The sequence below is a fragment of the Neptunomonas sp. genome (genome assembly GCF_016744175.1).
Lineage (GTDB): Bacteria > Pseudomonadota > Gammaproteobacteria > Pseudomonadales > Balneatricaceae > Neptunomonas.
Genome location: NZ_JADGEV010000002.1, coordinates 117,733 through 134,134 on the forward strand (window position 1 = coordinate 117,733; position 16,402 = coordinate 134,134).

18 protein-coding genes are annotated in these 16,402 nt (G+C 43.6%); 3 read left to right on the top strand and 15 right to left on the bottom strand.

Annotation, left to right across the window (positions count from 1 at the left end; translation table 11 throughout):
* Positions 1 to 7: 7 nt before the first annotated feature.
* The 13 genes from nfo to ffh all read right to left on the bottom strand — a co-directional run bounded on the left by nfo (position 8) and on the right by ffh (position 12,527).
* On the bottom strand, positions 8 to 862 hold the full coding sequence (gene nfo, locus QZZ55_RS01570; protein WP_293264597.1) for a deoxyribonuclease IV: 855 nt from the start codon (positions 860 to 862) through the stop codon (positions 8 to 10).
* A gap of 54 nt (positions 863 to 916) precedes the next feature.
* Positions 917 to 1,099 (bottom strand): hypothetical protein, encoded by a 183-nt coding sequence (locus QZZ55_RS01575; protein WP_293264599.1) that lies wholly within the window; start codon positions 1,097 to 1,099, stop codon positions 917 to 919.
* A gap of 12 nt (positions 1,100 to 1,111) precedes the next feature.
* Positions 1,112 to 2,854, bottom strand: coding sequence for a single-stranded-DNA-specific exonuclease RecJ (recJ, locus tag QZZ55_RS01580; RefSeq protein WP_293264601.1), 1,743 nt, complete (start codon positions 2,852 to 2,854; stop codon positions 1,112 to 1,114).
* Between the two features lie 89 nt (positions 2,855 to 2,943).
* Complete coding sequence (gene thrC, locus QZZ55_RS01585) at positions 2,944 to 4,341, bottom strand: threonine synthase (RefSeq protein WP_293264603.1); 1,398 nt, start codon at positions 4,339 to 4,341, stop codon at positions 2,944 to 2,946.
* Positions 4,342 to 4,352: 11 nt separating this feature from the next.
* Positions 4,353 to 5,654, bottom strand: a complete 1,302-nt coding sequence (locus QZZ55_RS01590; RefSeq protein WP_293264605.1) for a homoserine dehydrogenase — start codon at positions 5,652 to 5,654, stop codon at positions 4,353 to 4,355.
* 168 nt (positions 5,655 to 5,822) lie between these two features.
* On the bottom strand, positions 5,823 to 6,545 hold the full coding sequence (locus QZZ55_RS01595; protein ID WP_293264607.1) for a DsbC family protein: 723 nt from the start codon (positions 6,543 to 6,545) through the stop codon (positions 5,823 to 5,825).
* Between the two features lie 66 nt (positions 6,546 to 6,611).
* Positions 6,612 to 7,556 (bottom strand): site-specific tyrosine recombinase XerD, encoded by a 945-nt coding sequence (xerD, locus tag QZZ55_RS01600; RefSeq protein ID WP_293264609.1) that lies wholly within the window; start codon positions 7,554 to 7,556, stop codon positions 6,612 to 6,614.
* Between the two features lie 2 nt (positions 7,557 to 7,558).
* Complete coding sequence (locus QZZ55_RS01605; protein WP_293264611.1) at positions 7,559 to 8,914, bottom strand: hypothetical protein; 1,356 nt, start codon at positions 8,912 to 8,914, stop codon at positions 7,559 to 7,561.
* A 135-nt stretch (positions 8,915 to 9,049) separates the two neighbouring features.
* Entirely contained in the window at positions 9,050 to 9,406 is a 357-nt protein-coding gene (rplS, locus tag QZZ55_RS01610; RefSeq protein ID WP_293264613.1) for a 50S ribosomal protein L19, read from the bottom strand.
* Between the two features lie 16 nt (positions 9,407 to 9,422).
* Positions 9,423 to 10,172, bottom strand: a complete 750-nt coding sequence (gene trmD / locus QZZ55_RS01615) for a tRNA (guanosine(37)-N1)-methyltransferase TrmD (protein ID WP_293264615.1) — start codon at positions 10,170 to 10,172, stop codon at positions 9,423 to 9,425.
* Between the two features lie 3 nt (positions 10,173 to 10,175).
* Positions 10,176 to 10,709 carry a ribosome maturation factor RimM gene (gene rimM, locus QZZ55_RS01620; RefSeq protein WP_293264617.1) on the bottom strand — a complete coding sequence of 178 codons (534 nt, stop codon included), beginning with the start codon at positions 10,707 to 10,709 and terminating at the stop codon, positions 10,176 to 10,178.
* Positions 10,710 to 10,735: 26 nt separating this feature from the next.
* Positions 10,736 to 10,987, bottom strand: a complete 252-nt coding sequence (gene rpsP / locus QZZ55_RS01625; RefSeq protein ID WP_028468010.1) for a 30S ribosomal protein S16 — start codon at positions 10,985 to 10,987, stop codon at positions 10,736 to 10,738.
* A gap of 154 nt (positions 10,988 to 11,141) precedes the next feature.
* Positions 11,142 to 12,527 (bottom strand): signal recognition particle protein, encoded by a 1,386-nt coding sequence (gene ffh, locus QZZ55_RS01630; protein ID WP_293264620.1) that lies wholly within the window; start codon positions 12,525 to 12,527, stop codon positions 11,142 to 11,144.
* Between the two features lie 187 nt (positions 12,528 to 12,714).
* On the opposite strand from ffh, the gene ccsA reads away from it, so the two are divergent.
* Together ccsA and QZZ55_RS01640 are read left to right on the top strand one after the other, a co-directional pair.
* A complete protein-coding gene (gene ccsA / locus QZZ55_RS01635; protein WP_293264622.1) occupies positions 12,715 to 13,503 on the top strand; it encodes a cytochrome c biogenesis protein CcsA in 789 nt (262 codons plus the stop codon).
* A 75-nt stretch (positions 13,504 to 13,578) separates the two neighbouring features.
* Entirely contained in the window at positions 13,579 to 14,841 is a 1,263-nt protein-coding gene (locus QZZ55_RS01640; RefSeq protein WP_293264624.1) for an HlyC/CorC family transporter, read from the top strand.
* A gap of 53 nt (positions 14,842 to 14,894) precedes the next feature.
* On the opposite strand, the gene QZZ55_RS01645 is transcribed toward QZZ55_RS01640, so the two are convergent.
* Both QZZ55_RS01645 and QZZ55_RS01650 read right to left on the bottom strand, forming a co-directional pair.
* On the bottom strand, positions 14,895 to 15,083 hold the full coding sequence (locus tag QZZ55_RS01645) for a DUF1289 domain-containing protein (RefSeq protein WP_293264626.1): 189 nt from the start codon (positions 15,081 to 15,083) through the stop codon (positions 14,895 to 14,897).
* Positions 15,084 to 15,136: 53 nt separating this feature from the next.
* A complete protein-coding gene (locus QZZ55_RS01650) occupies positions 15,137 to 15,733 on the bottom strand; it encodes a CoA pyrophosphatase (RefSeq protein WP_293264628.1) in 597 nt (198 codons plus the stop codon).
* A gap of 97 nt (positions 15,734 to 15,830) precedes the next feature.
* Here QZZ55_RS01650 and QZZ55_RS01655 point away from each other — a divergent pair, with 97 nt between their 5' ends.
* A complete protein-coding gene (locus tag QZZ55_RS01655) occupies positions 15,831 to 16,394 on the top strand; it encodes an NUDIX hydrolase (protein ID WP_293264630.1) in 564 nt (187 codons plus the stop codon).
* The last annotated feature ends 8 nt before the right edge of the window (positions 16,395 to 16,402 follow it).

Here is a 16,402-nt window from a genome sequence, read left to right on the forward strand (position 1 = left end):
ATTCAGCTTATATAAAGCTTCGCAGCATCTGAATCTCTTCAGCCCAAACAGTTTCATCAATCGTTTCCAGCACCAAGGGCACCCCTCTAAAACGCCTGTCTTGCATAATAAATTTAAAGACTTCTAAACCTATTTCACCTGCACCAAGGCTATGGTGACGATCGACACGAGCCCCCAGGGCCGCCTTTGAATCATTTAAGTGCATACCACACAAATACTCAAAACCCACCTTCTCCGCAAAATCATTAAATGTATTCTGGCACTCTTTATGTGTATTCAAGGGGTAGCCTGCGGCAAATATATGACAAGTATCAATACACACGCCAACCCTTTTCTTATCAGAAACTCCATTGATAATTTCAGAAATTTGAGAAAAATCATAGCCCAAGTTACTCCCTTGCCCGGCTGTGGTTTCAATCACAGCAATCACCTCATCCGTTTCTAGTAAAGCAAGGTTAATTGACTCGGACACCCTCTCTATACATTCGGATTCTGATAAGGCGCGCAAGTGACTGCCCGGATGAAAGTTTAAGTATTTCAACCCTAGTTGCTGACAACGCTTCATCTCATCAACAAAAGCAAAACGCGACTTATCTAAAGCCTCAGTTTCGGGATGGCCTAAATTAATAAGGTAACTATCATGTGGCAGTATTTGCTCTGATGAGAAACCTAACTCTTGGCAACGCTCTTTAAACAAAGAGATGCTTTTTTCCGTTAGCGGCTTTGCTTCCCAGCGGCGCTGATTCTTTGTAAAGAAAGCAAACGCATTTGCGCCTAACTTTTGAGCATTCAGAGGCGTATTCTCAACGCCTCCTGCTGCACTAACATGAGCACCAATATAATAAGGTTTCAATTCAGTCATGTTCTTACTCTGCTATTAGCCAAAATATATCACTAGACTTTATATGCACAGTTTTTACAGCTTGCACGCGCCACCAAGACAATCATCAAAGTCCATGCTTTCCAACTCTAGTCTTTCTGCATGAGACAATTTTATCCGCTCAAGCATCTCCAACTCTTCTTTATCCTGATCGGCTATCGCTGCACGCTCAAAAACAGCAATTAAGGTAGCCAACTCAGTCAGTGTTAAATCTTTCATTTTATCTTCCTTTTATTCCTCAACAACAGGTTCCAAATATTCAATCATTAACTGAACTGATTGCTGTCCCCTGAACTCATTTACATCTAATTTATAGACAGCACGAACACGATGAATACTGTCGTCAGGCCATACAGCTAAATCTGTATTGAACTGAATACCATCAAGAGCTAAACCTGAAGATAGCTCCATCAATACTATTTTCAGGTGCCGCTGCCCCACAATTCTTTGCTGTAATACTCTAAAAACACCATCAAATAAAGGCTCCGGAAACTGATGCCCCCATGGTCCGGCTTCTCGAATACTTTCAGCTAATGCAAGTGTCATATCTGCAGCTTGTAAGGCGCCATCTGTCTCTAATCGCTGCTCTAGATCTTCTTTAGAGAGCTGCTCTCGGACAACTTCATCAAATACTTCTCTAAATCGCTCCAAGCCTGTAGCGGCAATCGTTAAACCTGCCGCCATCGCATGGCCTCCAAACTTACTGATCAGCTCAGGAAATCTGCTAGCAATTTGATCGAGCGCATCACGAATATGCAAACCCGGAATGGAGCGAGCCGAACCTTTAATCTCTCCATTGTCACCAGGAGCAAATGCAATGACTGGTCGGTTAGTACGATCTTTTATGCGTGAAGCCAGAATACCTACAACACCTTGATGCCAACCATCATCATACAAACACACGCCGTACGGTAGCGTATCTATATCAAAGTGCATTTCATCCAACCAACTCAATGCTTGCTGCTGCATATCTTGTTCAATCGCACGCCTATCTAAATTGAGCTGATCTAACGTTTGAGCCAACTCACGAGCATACTCTGGATCATCTGCTAACAAGCACTCAATACCAATCGACATATCTTCCAACCGGCCCGCCGCATTCAAACGCGGCGCCACAGCAAAACCAAGATCACTGGCTACTAAACGCTCTTTACGCCTGCCTGCTATCTCTATTAATGCCAGTAAACCAGGACGTGCATACCCTGCACGAATACGCTGCAACCCCTGATATACCAATGTTCGGTTATTGTGCTCTAACGCCACAACATCTGCGACAGTACCCAGGGCAACAAGATCAAGTAGTGATGCCAAGTTAGGCGCAGGAATATTTTTTCCCTCAAACCAATTCTCAGCCTGAAGTGCACGCCTCAGAGCGATCAACACATAAAATATAACACCCACACCACATGTCGACTTTGCTTCAAAGTTGCACCCAGGTTGATTAGGGTTAACAATCGCCACGGCCTGCGGAATCACATGTCCAGCCAAGTGGTGATCCGTTACCACAACATCCATACCCAATTGATTGGCACGCGCCACACCCTCCACACTGGAGATTCCATTATCAACCGTGACTAACAACTGCGGTGATTGAGTAAAGGCAACATCAACAATCTCTGGGCTTAAACCATAACCATACTCAAAACGATTCGGCACTAGGTAATCAATATTACCAGCCCCCATCATTCGCAACCCCAATACAGCAACAGCGGTACTGGTTGCTCCATCGCAATCAAAATCACCAACAATCATAATCGACTCATTGGCTTTCACAGCCTGCAACAAACGAGAGACAGCGGCATCCATCCCTTTCATGTGTGTATCAGGCAGTAATTCTTTTAAGTTACGCCCCAGCTGCTTTTGGCTTTGGATGCCTCGCGCAGCGTAAATACGCGCCAAAGCGCTGCTTACTTCTTTAAATATAGGAGAATGCTCATCAGGCACACCACGACGATGAATGGTTACGTGTTTCACACTCTCTCCTTTTATCAGAAAACAAAAAAGGCCCGATTAATATCGGACCTTTTCAACTACCAAACTACAACAGCTAAAAGCAACAGTCGTTATGACTCAGAATGCACATGTTCTGCAATAAAACGTTGCACAACAGAGATATCATTATCCAAGACTGTTAGCTTCTCTTCTCGATCAAATAAGCCTTCCATATGAGCAGGTAAATCAGGCGACTCCAGATTAGCTTTAAGGACAGCATCAGGAAATTTCACTGGATGAGCTGTTGCCAAAACAATCATTGGAACGGCTGTATCACGGTTACATTCTCGGCCCGCTTTCACACCAATAGCAGTATGAGGGTCAAGCAAATAACCTGTTTCTGCATGTACATCAGCAATAATCTGACAGGTTGTTTCATCATCAACCGCACAGCTATCAAACAGCTCACGCATTTTATCCCAACGTGAAGCATCCAGCTGTACTGATTCTGTTTTAAAACGCTTCATCAGATCATCAATAGCGGCACCGTCACGGTCATAGATATCAAACAACATACGCTCAAAGTTAGATGAGACCATAATATCCATAGAGGGTGACAAGGTATGCACCAACTCACTTTTGGACATATCGTTGCTAGAAATAGCACGATGCAGAATATCATTATGGTTGGTTGCTACCACTAACTGAGTGATAGGCAAGCCCATCTTCTTCGCAAGATAACCGGCAAAGATGTCACCAAAGTTTCCGGTGGGTACAGAAAACGCTACCGGGCGATGCGGGCCACCTACAGCCAAGGAAGCTGAGAAGTAATAAACGATCTGAGCCATAATACGCGCCCAGTTGATCGAGTTAACCGCGCCCAACTTCATCCCTTTAAGGAAACTCTGGTCTGCAAAGCTTTCTTTAACCATTTCTTGGCAATCATCAAAATTCCCTTCTAATGAGATGTTATGCACATTCTCATCCAGAATAGTGGTCATTTGACGGCGCTGCACTTCCGAAACACGGTTATGCGGATGTAGGATAAAGATATCCACATGTTTTGAGTGACGACAACCTTCAATCGCAGCTGATCCGGTATCACCCGATGTAGCGCCCATGATCACTAAGTGCTCATTACGCTTCACCAGCACATGATCCATTAAACGACCTAGCAACTGTAGAGCAAAATCTTTGAAAGCTAAGGTTGGACCATGAAATAGCTCCAACACCCACTCATTTGTGCCTAACTCTTTTAAAGGAGCAACAGCTGAATGATTAAAACCTGCATATGTTTCATCAATCATCTGCTTGAGATCAGCATCATCAATGCAATCGTTCACAAAAGGAGAGATGATTTTAAAAGCTAGCTCAGCATAAGAAAGCCCTGCCCAACTAGCGATCTCTTCCTGGCTAAAAACAGGCAAGTTTTCTGGCACATACAAACCACCATCACTTGCTAAGCCAGCTAACAAAACCTCTTCAAAGTTAAGTGCAGGCGCTTGCCCACGTGTAGAAATATATTTCACGTTTAGTCCCCTTAACCTTGAAGATGCTCAACACGTATCCGCGTTACTTGGCCAATGATGTCATCCAGCGCTTCAATCGCTGTAATCGCTTCGTCCATTTTTTGTTCTTTAACACGCTGCGTTAACAGAATAACCGGCACTTGCTCTTCGGCTGTTTCTTTCTGCACAATTGCTTCAATGTTAATGCCGTTATCACCTAGAATTTTAGTAATACTCGCCAATACACCTGGCTTTTCTGCGGCCTGCAGGCGCAGATAGAATCCAGTTTCAGTATCACTCATCGGCAAAATTGGCAGATCTGACAATTCAGATGGCTGGAACGCCAAATGAGGAACGCGATTATCACGGTCAGCTGTTAGCGTACGTACCACGTCAACAATATCTGCAACAACAGCAGAAGCCGTTGGCTCAGCACCCGCTCCCGCTCCGTAATATAATGTCTGACCGACAGCATCACCATCAACCAAGACCGCATTCATTACGCCATTTACATTAGCAAGCAAGGTAGATGTTGGAATCATTGTAGGATGAACGCGCAACTCAATCCCTTGCTCAGTACGACGGCTGATACCTAAGTGCTTAATGCGATAACCAAGCTCTTCAGCATATTCAACATCCGCTGGTGTAATCGCACTAATGCCTTCGGTATACGCTTTATCAAACTGCAACGGAATACCAAAAGCGATTGAAGCAAGAATTGTCAGCTTGTGCGCCGCATCAATACCTTCAACGTCAAATGTTGGATCAGCTTCAGCGTAACCTAATGCTTGCGCTTCAGCTAAAACATCAGCGAAATCGCGACCTTTATCACGCATTTCGGTAAGGATAAAGTTACCAGTGCCATTAATAATGCCTGCCAACCACTCGATGTTGTTAGCTGATAAGCCTTCACGAATTGCTTTAATTACGGGAATACCACCAGCAACAGAAGCTTCAAATGCCACCATGACATTGTGACGCTGCGCCGCTTCGAAAATTTCATTTCCGTGTACAGCAATCAACGCTTTGTTTGCAGTAACAACATGCTTGCCGTTTTCGATAGCTGTCATCACTAATTCACGTGCTATGTCGTAGCCGCCAATCAGCTCGACGACAATATCAATTTCCGGATTAGTCGCTACATCAAAAATATCACGAGTAACCTGAGTGCCTTTTGTATCACACCCGGGGTTGTCTCGACGCGAACCAATCTGCTCAACCGTAATACGACGCCCAGCTCTACGAGAAATTTCATCTGCATTGCGATGCAGGACATTAAACGTACCGCTACCAACAGTACCTAGACCACATATTCCAACTTTTACTGGTTTCAAACCAATACCTCGCAGTTTACTAGTCAATCGCAAGCCAAGCGCAAGCTGAATTAACGAACAAAAATGGGGAAATAGTATATCGAATAACTTCTTCAGACTCTATTCACGTCGCAACAAACAACAATAAAAAAAGGAGCTAGAAGCTCCTTTTTTTTGTAGAAACAGAGACTAGGGTTTAATACCAAGCATAGCAGCCAGTCGTTCTGCCGGCATATAACCTGGAATTAGCTGCCCATCCTTTGTAATGATTGCCGGCGTTCCGGTAACACCGATGTTCTGACCCACTTTATATTGAGCTAAAACAGGATTTTCACATTCAACACTCTTAAGTGATTTACCCTGCTTAGAACGGGTCATCGCCTTAACTTTGTCTTCAGCACACCAGATATTTGTCATCTTCTTAAATGTTGCTGTATTGGGCCCTTGGCGAGGAAACGCCAAATACTCAACACTGACCCCCATTGCTTGTAACTTCGGCACTTCATTATGTAACTTTCTACAATAAGGACAGTCAACATCGGTAAACACATAAACAGATGCCTTCTCAACCCCTGTAGCTTTAAAGACAACCTTCTCAGACTCAGGAATAGATTTTAACTTAATAGAACGCTGTGAATTCATTTTTGCTTCAGACAAGTTTACAAAGCCCTTTTCATCAGACATCTGATACAGCTGCCCCAATAAAAAATACTCTCCTTTTGCATCCGAATAAATTACTTCTCCTGTACCCAGCTCTACTTCATACATGCCTGTTAGTTGTGCTTTACTAACAGAAACTACTGGAATATTTGTATCAATTTTTTGCAACTGCTTAATAATCACATCTTTAACATCTTCGGCTGCAACTACTGTACTAGCCAGCAACAAAGCGCTAACCATCAACGTTTTCATTCGCATACGTTCCTCGATATCCGGATAATTATAGTCATCAGATTAAATCAAACTCATAAAGTTCAATCACCCTCTGGGGTGATGCTGCTGATGGATTGATTGTAAACGCTGCTGAGCCACATGAGTATATATTTGCGTCGAAGACAAATCACTATGCCCAAGCATCATCTGAACAACTCGCAGATCAGCGCCATGATTAAGTAGATGTGTAGCAAAAGCATGCCTAAGGACATGCGGTGATATTACCTTTTCAACACCCGACTCCAGAGAGTATCTCTTAATGCGATACCAGAATGTTTGACGTGTCATCATTCTACCCCGCAAGCTAAGGAAGAGAGTATCATCAACCGCGTTCTGCACAAGCCCCTCTCGACCGTTTTCAATATACCGTCTCACCCAACTCACAGCTTCATCGCCTAAAGGAACAAGCCTTTCTTTTGCTCCTTTCCCAACGACTCTTATAACACCCACATCGCAGTTAATCTGCGTAAGATTTAGTGTAATTAATTCAGAAACTCTCAACCCTGATGCATACAACACTTCTATCATGGCTCTGTCTCGTAGACCAAGCACTGTGCCAACATCAGGTGCATTTAGTATACGATCAACATCTTCCTCACTTAATGTCTTAGGTAAAGCACGCCCTCGCTTAGGCATGGATATCAACAACATCGGGTCTTCAAACACAATAGACTCTCGCAGCAAATATCTAAAAAAGCGACGAGCAGATGAAAGGAATCTAGAGGTAGAGGTGGGTGTAAACTGCTGCTCAACACGCCATGATAAATATTTTCTAACCAGAAGCGCATCAACGCCAATTAACTTTTGACGTGCATCATTGACCCAACAAGCAAAAATGGACAAATCACGCTGGTAAGACATTTGCGTATTCTTACTTAACCCTTCTTCCAACCAAATAGCATCAATAAACCGCCCGATAAGCACGGCATCATCATTACTTGGACTACGACGTGTAAAACGCTTATCCCCACAAGCCTCATTTACTGGCATTGCTACCTATACACTTCAATCAAAGCTATCTTATCTTTTGCAACCGGGAACGTTGCTCTACCCTGCTCTACCTGATGACGAATGCTGATTGCACCACTATTCACACTGATTAAAGTACCTCGCATTTCACGACCAAAAAAGGTTCTTAGCTTCACAGCACTTCCCACATAGCTCGACAAATCACCTACAGATGTCTTTAAAAAAGATTTTGGAGCTTCATAAGGCCTTATCGGCATAACACCCGGAATGATTTCCCTCATGGAGCTGCGATCATAAGCATCCGCTTTCAATACAATATCTTTTTCATCGACAACAGCGAGAGCAGCAAGGCGCACATTCCCACTAAATAGCTTTCTTATTACCTGCCACTCCGACTCAACCAACTCAAGCACTTTTCCGTTAACTTGTATCGCAAATTCGGCACTAGAAAAAAGAGACTCTGCTCCTTCCGGGCTTGCTAAAATACCGAGCCCCACAGGCACTGCAGGCTCAAGACGAGCAGCAACAATGGAGCGCTCACTCCTCGCGCTAACTAGCGCTTCCAATAGGCGCTCTCCTTTATAATGAGCCCCCTCTCCTCCCAAACTTTGGACGAGTGCATTACGATAGTATTCTAAATACTCTGAAGGTTTTTTACCTTCTTGCTGAGCACAGTATGCCTTCCAACGTTGGTTATATCCTAAGTCGCTGACGGTAATTCTAAACATTTGAACCGCTGTTTTAACCAAGTCATCACGTCTTAACGTTCCACCTTGATGTAAAGCTAACCAAAAATTTATTTCGCCTTTTATTAGCTCTGCAAACTCTGACCCTAGACGAACTTTCATCAATGTTTTATTGGCAGAAGATTCTAGCAGCAAATTTACATCACCCTGGAGAAGCCGATAACCCATAGCCAGCAATGCAGCTTGGTCAATATTTTTAGTATCACCGCACACAAGTGTATCTAGAGAGGTATTACTCGATACAGAAGAAGAAAAGCCTATGTTTTTAGCATAGTCGGCATTGAGATCATAACTCAACCCTTTCAAAGATAATGACACAGGGTCATTCAAGACACCCGTTCGTAATTGTTGGTGAGCTGTAAAAAAGAACGTTCGGGAAGGTGATGTAAGCGATGCCCGTTTAATAGAGATTTTTTCTTGATAGGCATTAGGCTGAATAGTAACTTGCTTTAAAACAACCTCGCCAAAAACAACAGCCGATATTCCACCGTACTCGATTTTAGCAAAAGGCCTAATTGATGCAATAAGGCTATCAATATCAGACTTCACTTGGTACCAATAATACCCCTGCACCCCAAGCACTAAGAGCAAGAGAACTAACGGTACTAATAACCACTTCAGCCAACGCCGCATTTACAACCTCATCTATGCCCTACAAAAGATAGTGTTTTGATGATTCTAGTGATCTTTACTGCAATTTACTATTTTCCACACAAAAAAAGGTGACCTGAGGTCACCTTTTTTCTATAGCAGCGAATCTGGTTTAACTCAGCCGAGTTTTTCCTTGATACGTGCAGATTTACCACTACGCTCACGCAAGTAGTAAATTTTAGCCTGACGTACATCACCACGACGTTTCAGAGTAATCTCTTCAACTGCAGCACTGTATGTCTGGAAAGTACGCTCAACACCCACACCGTGAGAAATTTTACGTACTGTGAATGCAGAGTTCAGACCGCGGTTACGCTTACCGATAACTACACCTTCAAAAGCCTGTAAACGGCTGCGTGTACCTTCAACTACTCGAACCTGTACAACTACTGTGTCACCAGGTGAGAAAGTTGGTATTTCTTTTGTCATCTGTTCAGCTTCAATCTGCTGAATGATTAAGTTTTTGCTGCTCATCGCTCGCTCCTAATATTCAACCATCAGACGCTCGGGTCTCATGGATATAATCGGTTAACAACGCCTGCTGTTCAGCAGTCAACTCGAGTTTTTCCAGCAAGTCAGATCGGCGTTGCCAAGTTCTGCCTAATTGCTGCTTCAGACGCCAGCGCCTGATATTCTCGTGGTTGCCACTTAACAACACATCAGGTACATGCTGTCCTTCAATTGATTCTGGTCGCGTGTAGTGAGGACAATCTAACAACCCCTCAACAAAAGAATCTTCTTCGGCCGAGTCTTGATGCCCTAACACACCCGGAACTAATCGGGAGACTGCGTCGATCATGGTCATTGCAGGCAATTCACCTCCACTGAGAACAAAATCTCCCAGCGACCACTCCTCATCAATCTCTGAGCCTATTAACCGCTCATCAATACCTTCATAGCGTCCAGCCACTAAAATCAATTTCTTACAGGAAACTAGCTCCTGCACACCTTTGTGGTCTAGCTTGCGACCTTGAGGTGAGAGGTAAATAACTTTAACCCCCTCTCCTGCTACTGCCTTAGCAGCATGAATCGCATCTCGTAACGGCTGAACTTTCATCAGCATCCCTGGACCACCACCGTAAGGCCGATCATCCACAGTGCTATGCTTATCGTGTGCAAAGTCTCTAGGACTCCAACAATCAATAGACATCAACTCATTACGAACCGCTCTTCCTGTCACGCCATACTGACTTACAGCATCGAACATTTCAGGAAATAACGTAATAACGCCAAACCACATGGTTTAGAACTCCGAATCCCAATCGATCCGCATCGTACCTGATTCCAGGTCAATTTCTTTTATCACCTGATCGGGCAGATAAGGAATTAATCGCTCACGGCGATCAATACTCTCTGCATCACCTTTAACGATAATGACATCGTTAGCTCCGGTTTCCATCAGATGACTTACACGCCCCAGTAATTCACCAGAAAGTGTATAAACTGTCAGATTTTCCAGCTGACTCCAGTAATACTCACCCTCTTCCAAATCTGGAAGAAGAGAAGATTCAATCGCAATATCCATGCCGCAAAATTTACGAGCAACATCACGATCAGTAATACCGTCCAGCTTGGCTATAAAGCCTTTACCGTGTTTTTTGGCTGTCTCTACTTTAAGAGGCTTCCACTGACCATTTTCTTTGATCATCCACGGTGAATAAGTCAGGATACTATCCATCGGTTCGGTATGAGAGAAGACTTTCACCCACCCTTTCACACCATAAACCGAGGTTATCTGGCCGATTACAGTAAATTCATTATTCGTGTTTCGGCTCATCGACCTATCCAGCTACTATATAAAAATTACTGTGCAGCTTTTTTAGCTTCTTTTACTAGCTGTGCAACACGCTCAGATAACTGCGCGCCTTTACCAGTCCAGTATTCAACACGTTCCATATCCAAGCGAAGACGCTCTTCTTGACCGCGAGCTGATGGGTTAAAGAAACCGATACGCTCAATAAAGCGACCATCGCGCGCATTGCGAGAATCAGCTACTGTTAGTTGATAGAAAGGACGCTTTTTAGCGCCGCCACGTGACAAACGAATAGTGACCATACGTTAATCCCTTTATATTGCGTGGGTTTTGATATCGCCCAGCGTTGCAGTTCCGACCGAATAGTTTTTCAGTCGAGCCAAAATAATTCAAGGGGCGCATTCTACGTGAAAGCACCCCTCTTGCAAAGCAAATACGGTTATTCTTTACTCAGCATTACATCCGAGGCATTCCACCGGGGCCGCCACCCATACCTGGAGGCAACATTCCCTTCATGCCACGCATCATTTTTGTCATACCGCCTTTGCCAGAAAACTTTTTCATCATCTTCGACATTTGCTTGTGCTGCTTAAGTAAGCGGTTAACATCTTGAATTTGTGTACCTGAACCCATCGCGATACGTTTTTTGCGAGAACCACTGATAATATCGGGATTTCGACGCTCGCCGCGAGTCATAGAGTTGATGATCACTTCCATCTGCCCCATGCCTTTTTCAGCTTTTGTTGCATCAGCGGCTTGGGCTAGCTGCCCCATACCAGGCATTTTATCCAGCATCCCCATCATGCCGCCCATGTTTTTCATCTGCTGTAACTGTTCACGAAAATCTTCTAGATCAAAGCCTTTACCTTTTTTGATCTTAGCCGCGAATTTCTCAGCTTTATCTTTGTCAATTTTACGTTCCGCTTCCTCTATTAAAGAAAGCACATCACCCATACCCAAGATACGTGATGCCAACCGATCTGGATGAAACGGTTCTAACGCATCAACTTTTTCACCCATACCGATAAACTTAATCGGTTTACCTGTGATGTGTCGTACCGATAAAGCAGCACCGCCACGCGCATCACCATCGGCTTTCGTCAGAATAACACCCGTTAAAGGCAGCACTTCATTGAAAGAACGCGCTGTATTCGCTGCATCCTGCCCTGTCATTGCATCAACAACAAACAAGGTCTCAACAGGGTTAACTGCACTGTGTAAACGCTTAATTTCATCCATCATGTCATTATCGACATGCAAACGACCTGCCGTATCTACAAGCAGAACATCATAATGTTGAACTCTCGCATGCTGGATAGCTGCTTCAGCAATGGCGATCGGGTCTTGATCAGCAGAAGATGGGTAAAAATCAACACCCACCTCACCGGCGAGCATTTCCAGCTGTTTAATGGCTGCTGGACGATACACGTCAGCAGATACCACCAACACCTTCTTCTTTTCACGATCTTTTAGAAATAAAGCCAGCTTCGCCACAGAAGTGGTTTTACCTGCCCCCTGAAGACCTGCCATCAACACAACAGCAGGAGGCACCGCCGCAAGATTCAGGCCTTCATTGGCCTCCCCCATTACCCGCACAAGCTCGTCATTAACAATTTTTACAAAGACTTGCCCAGGCGTCAGGCTTTTTGAAACTTCCTGCCCTACTGCTCGCTCTTTAACAGCATTTACAAACTCTTTTACAACAGGCAATGCAACATCCGCTTCAAGCAACGCCATGCGCACTTCGCGCAGAGTGTCCTTGATATTATCTTCCGTAAGCTTTGCTTGCCCTGTTACCGCGCGTAGCGTCTTCGTTAATCGTTCTGACAGATTCTCAAACATAGTTGCCTCTACAAGGACCTAACCTTATTTATATGAATATTATTCGCAAAGTAAAACTTCGAATAAGATCAAACCCTGAAATTCGTAAAACTTTGGCGACATTATAGCGTAGTGACGTTCAAGGCCACACCCCCATATTTCAACCACCGCACATTTATGCCAAACTACTCATCTTTAGGAGAAAAAGATGCTCACTCTGTTTACATTAATAGCGGTATTTCTGTACCTGACAGCAGCCATTTTGCAATTTAAGCTGCTAAAGCAACAAACTAGCTCGCCTGCCACGATCAAAACAATCGCAGGTGCCGGCGCTATTGTGCATACTTTTTCTGTTTATACCGTGCTACACCAACCGGACGGGATAAATCTTGGCTTTTTTATTGCTGGCTCACTAATTGGCTGGCTAGTGGCAGCTGTCGTAATCATTAGTAGCCTTCGACAACCCATTGAAAATCTTTTTATTGGCGTTCTCCCGATGGCAGCGCTGACAGCAGCTCTTTCAGTGTGGGGACCCAACCTAGGCATCGCTAAAATTTACGAAGGCGGTTTAATTGTTCATATTTTGCTATCCATTCTGTCTTATAGCATTTTCACAGTCGCTACTTTTCAAGCTTTCTTGTTATCCAGGCAAGACCACGCTCTTAAACAGCACCATACCCGCGGGTTAGTTGCATCACTTCCTCCTCTACAAACAATGGAGCGCCTGCTATTTGAAATGATTTGGATCGGAATGATTCTTCTCACAGCATCACTAACAACAGGCTTTCTATTTTTAGATGATTTATTTTCACAACATTTAGTACATAAAACTTTATTATCGATAATTGCATGGATTCTTTATGCTATTTTGCTATGGGGACGTACTATACGAGGCTGGCGGAGCCACCGGGCAGTCAGATGGACCATCAGCGGTTTTTTCTTACTTATGCTCAGTTTTTTCGGATCAAAGCTTGTTCTAGACATTATTGACTTTTAGACGGCAGCAAAATCTTGACACACCCTCTGTCCACACTGAAAATGTACCTCCAATAAGTAACGTTAGGCGATAGTTTTGGAAGACGCATCAATAGGTTTTCTTTTAGGAGTTCTTTGCTTCCTGATTTTATGCTCGGCTTTTTTTTCCAGCTCTGAAACAGGGATGATGTCTCTTAATCGATATCGATTAAAACACCTCGTCAAACAGAACCATCGAGGGGCACGCAAAGCTAACAAATTACTGGAACGGCCCGACCGACTAATCGGTGTCATTTTAATCGGTAATAATTTTGTTAATATTCTTGCATCCGCCATAGCCACAGTCATTGCTGTACGCTTATGGGGAGATGCTGGCATTGTAATCGCCACTGCGGCATTAACCATTATTATTCTTATTTTTGCTGAAGTATCACCCAAGACAGTCGCTGCACTTTACCCTGAGAAGATAGCGTTCCCAGCAGCATACATTTTAACGCCACTGCTTACGCTTACCTATCCTCTTGTGTGGGTCGTTAATGGGATCACCAATGGCATTCTGAAAATCTTTGGTATCAGCCCTGATGGCAACAGCAACCACTACCTTAGTACCGAAGAGCTACGCACATTAGTTCATGAAGCTGGAGCATTACTGCCACACCGCAAACAATCTATGCTCTTAGGCGTCCTAGAGTTAAATGATGTAACCGTAGATGACATCATGATTTCAAAGAATGACATCCAAGGTATAGATCTCGATCTTGAGCTGAATGAAATTCTTAACTGCTTATCTACAACCAACCACACACGACTACCTGTTTACAATGGGGATATTAATAAGGTTATCGGCATTTTGCATATGCGTAACCTGGCGCAACTAATACAACAAGGAAAAGTCACTAAAGCCTCTATTCTTCAAGTTATTGGTGAACCCTACTTCATCCCCGAAAGCACGCCTTTACAAACACAGCTATTGAATTTTCAAAAGGAAAGCCGCCGTATTGGCTTGGTTGTCGATGAATATGGCGATGTATTGGGTATAGCTACCCTTGAAGATATACTTGAAGAAATTGTGGGAGAGTTATCAACTGACCACAGAGAAGAAAACGCAGATATACATCGACAAGATGATGGCAGCTACTTCATAGAAGCTTCGGCTTTTATTCGCGACATTAACAAAGCACTATCTTGGGATCTTCCAACGGATGGACCAAAAACACTCAACGGTTTGATTATGGAAACACTGGAATCCATACCTGATGCCAATGTATGTTTAGATATTAGTGGCTACCGGATAGAAACGCTTCAAATGAGTGATAACTTAATTACAACAGCTCGCTTATTTGCACTAAAAACAGACTAAGCGAAGCCTTCCCCGCTGGAAACACCGTGCTGTAGTGGCAGCATCGTGTTACCTCACTTACAAATCTCACCTTGATACCGACGTTCAATTTTTTTAATTACTTCACGGCGCTGATCATTGTTCAGCACACCCCACTCGGCTATCTCCATGCCGCTACGGCGGCAGGCAATGCAAAGGTCATTCTCATCCAATGCGCAAACACCCATGCATGGACTTCGAACTAAATTAGTTTGCTCTTTCATTTGCTAAATCACACTCTTTACAGAAACTTTATTTTTGTTAACCGACTTCCCTACTAACATTTTGAAGCATGCTCTGGACGAGGCCTCATTGGGATTTTCGCATCAAAACCTATATTTAACATCTCAATCAGCATGTAAGCCGTTAACCCCCAAATAATATGCCCTTCATACTCATATGCAGGTACAAAATGAGTCATACCTTTGAATCGAATTTCATCTGTATGGTGGCGTTGGTCATCTAAAAAAAAACGTAACGGCACTGTAAATATACTATCAATTTCATCAGGACTAGGCGTCAGACTTACCGCTTCAGGTACAATCCCAACCCAAGGAGTCACTTGTAAGCGATGCTTAGACATAACCTGCCCTAACGGTGCAAGAATCTCTACATCTTCAGGTAACAAACCAACTTCTTCATTCGCTTCACGCAACGCAGTAAATAGTAAATCAGGGTCTGTTAGGTCATGCCGCCCACCAGGAAATGCAACCTCCCCACCATGAGTTGAGAGGCCAGCAGCACGCTTAGTTAAAATAACATGAGGATCATGACTATCCGTAAGCGCAATCAATACACTTGCTTGCGCTTCTTGGCTATCAAAACGGCGCGCATGATAACAACTCAATCGTTCTCGTAACTGATCTAACATCATAAACTAACTCGAAAGTTCTCTCATTGTATGGCACTCCTCATATTATTGATTACCATGAGTCTTCATCTATACACTATAGTATGAACAAGGAGATAAAATGAAGTACTGTAGCGAATGTGGTAACAAAGTGTTTTATTACACTCCCGAAGGAGACAATAGATCTCGTCACAATTGTCATTTTTGCAAAATAACCCACTACAGCAACCCAAATATTGTTGCTGGCTGCCTACCGGTTTACAAAGGCAATCAAATATTGCTATGTAAACGCGCTATTGAACCACGACGGGGTTATTGGACTTTACCTGCAGGTTATATGGAAAATAAGGAATCTGTTGAAGCCGCAGCCCTTAGGGAAACCATCGAAGAAGCCAATGCTGACGTTAAAATCATCAGCCTCTACACACTCACATCCATAGTACATGCCAGCCAAGTACAAATGTTATTCCTAGCAGAACTAACCACACCTGAATTTTCAAGCGGCATCGAGTCACTTGATGTTCAACTATTCAACTTTGATGAAATCCCATGGGATGAACTGGCTTTTCAAACCATCAAAAATGCTCTCACATTCTATATTGAGGACTACAAAGCCGGAAAGTTCCCACTGCATAATGTCGTATTAGAGACACCTCTAAAACAACTCATTAAACCGCAGGACTAAATTCAAGT

Bases quoted from the DNA above. Each gene is read 5' to 3' on its own strand.
- nfo (WP_293264597.1), bottom strand. From the start codon at position 862: ATGACTGAATTGAAACCTTATTATATTGGTGCTCATGTTAGTGCAGCA.
- QZZ55_RS01575 (WP_293264599.1), bottom strand. From the start codon at position 1,099: ATGAAAGATTTAACACTGACTGAGTTGGCTACCTTAATTGCTGTTTTT.
- QZZ55_RS01595 (WP_293264607.1), bottom strand. From the start codon at position 6,545: ATGAAAACGTTGATGGTTAGCGCTTTGTTGCTGGCTAGTACAGTAGTT.
- xerD (WP_293264609.1), bottom strand. From the start codon at position 7,556: ATGCCAGTAAATGAGGCTTGTGGGGATAAGCGTTTTACACGTCGTAGT.
- QZZ55_RS01605 (WP_293264611.1), bottom strand. From the start codon at position 8,914: ATGCGGCGTTGGCTGAAGTGGTTATTAGTACCGTTAGTTCTCTTGCTC.
- rplS (WP_293264613.1), bottom strand. From the start codon at position 9,406: ATGAGCAGCAAAAACTTAATCATTCAGCAGATTGAAGCTGAACAGATG.
- trmD (WP_293264615.1), bottom strand. From the start codon at position 10,172: ATGTGGTTTGGCGTTATTACGTTATTTCCTGAAATGTTCGATGCTGTA.
- rimM (WP_293264617.1), bottom strand. From the start codon at position 10,709: ATGAGCCGAAACACGAATAATGAATTTACTGTAATCGGCCAGATAACC.
- rpsP (WP_028468010.1), bottom strand. From the start codon at position 10,987: ATGGTCACTATTCGTTTGTCACGTGGCGGCGCTAAAAAGCGTCCTTTC.
- ffh (WP_293264620.1), bottom strand. From the start codon at position 12,527: ATGTTTGAGAATCTGTCAGAACGATTAACGAAGACGCTACGCGCGGTA.
- ccsA (WP_293264622.1), top strand. From the start codon at position 12,715: ATGCTCACTCTGTTTACATTAATAGCGGTATTTCTGTACCTGACAGCA.
- QZZ55_RS01645 (WP_293264626.1), bottom strand. From the start codon at position 15,083: ATGAAAGAGCAAACTAATTTAGTTCGAAGTCCATGCATGGGTGTTTGC.
- QZZ55_RS01650 (WP_293264628.1), bottom strand. From the start codon at position 15,733: ATGATGTTAGATCAGTTACGAGAACGATTGAGTTGTTATCATGCGCGC.
- QZZ55_RS01655 (WP_293264630.1), top strand. From the start codon at position 15,831: ATGAAGTACTGTAGCGAATGTGGTAACAAAGTGTTTTATTACACTCCC.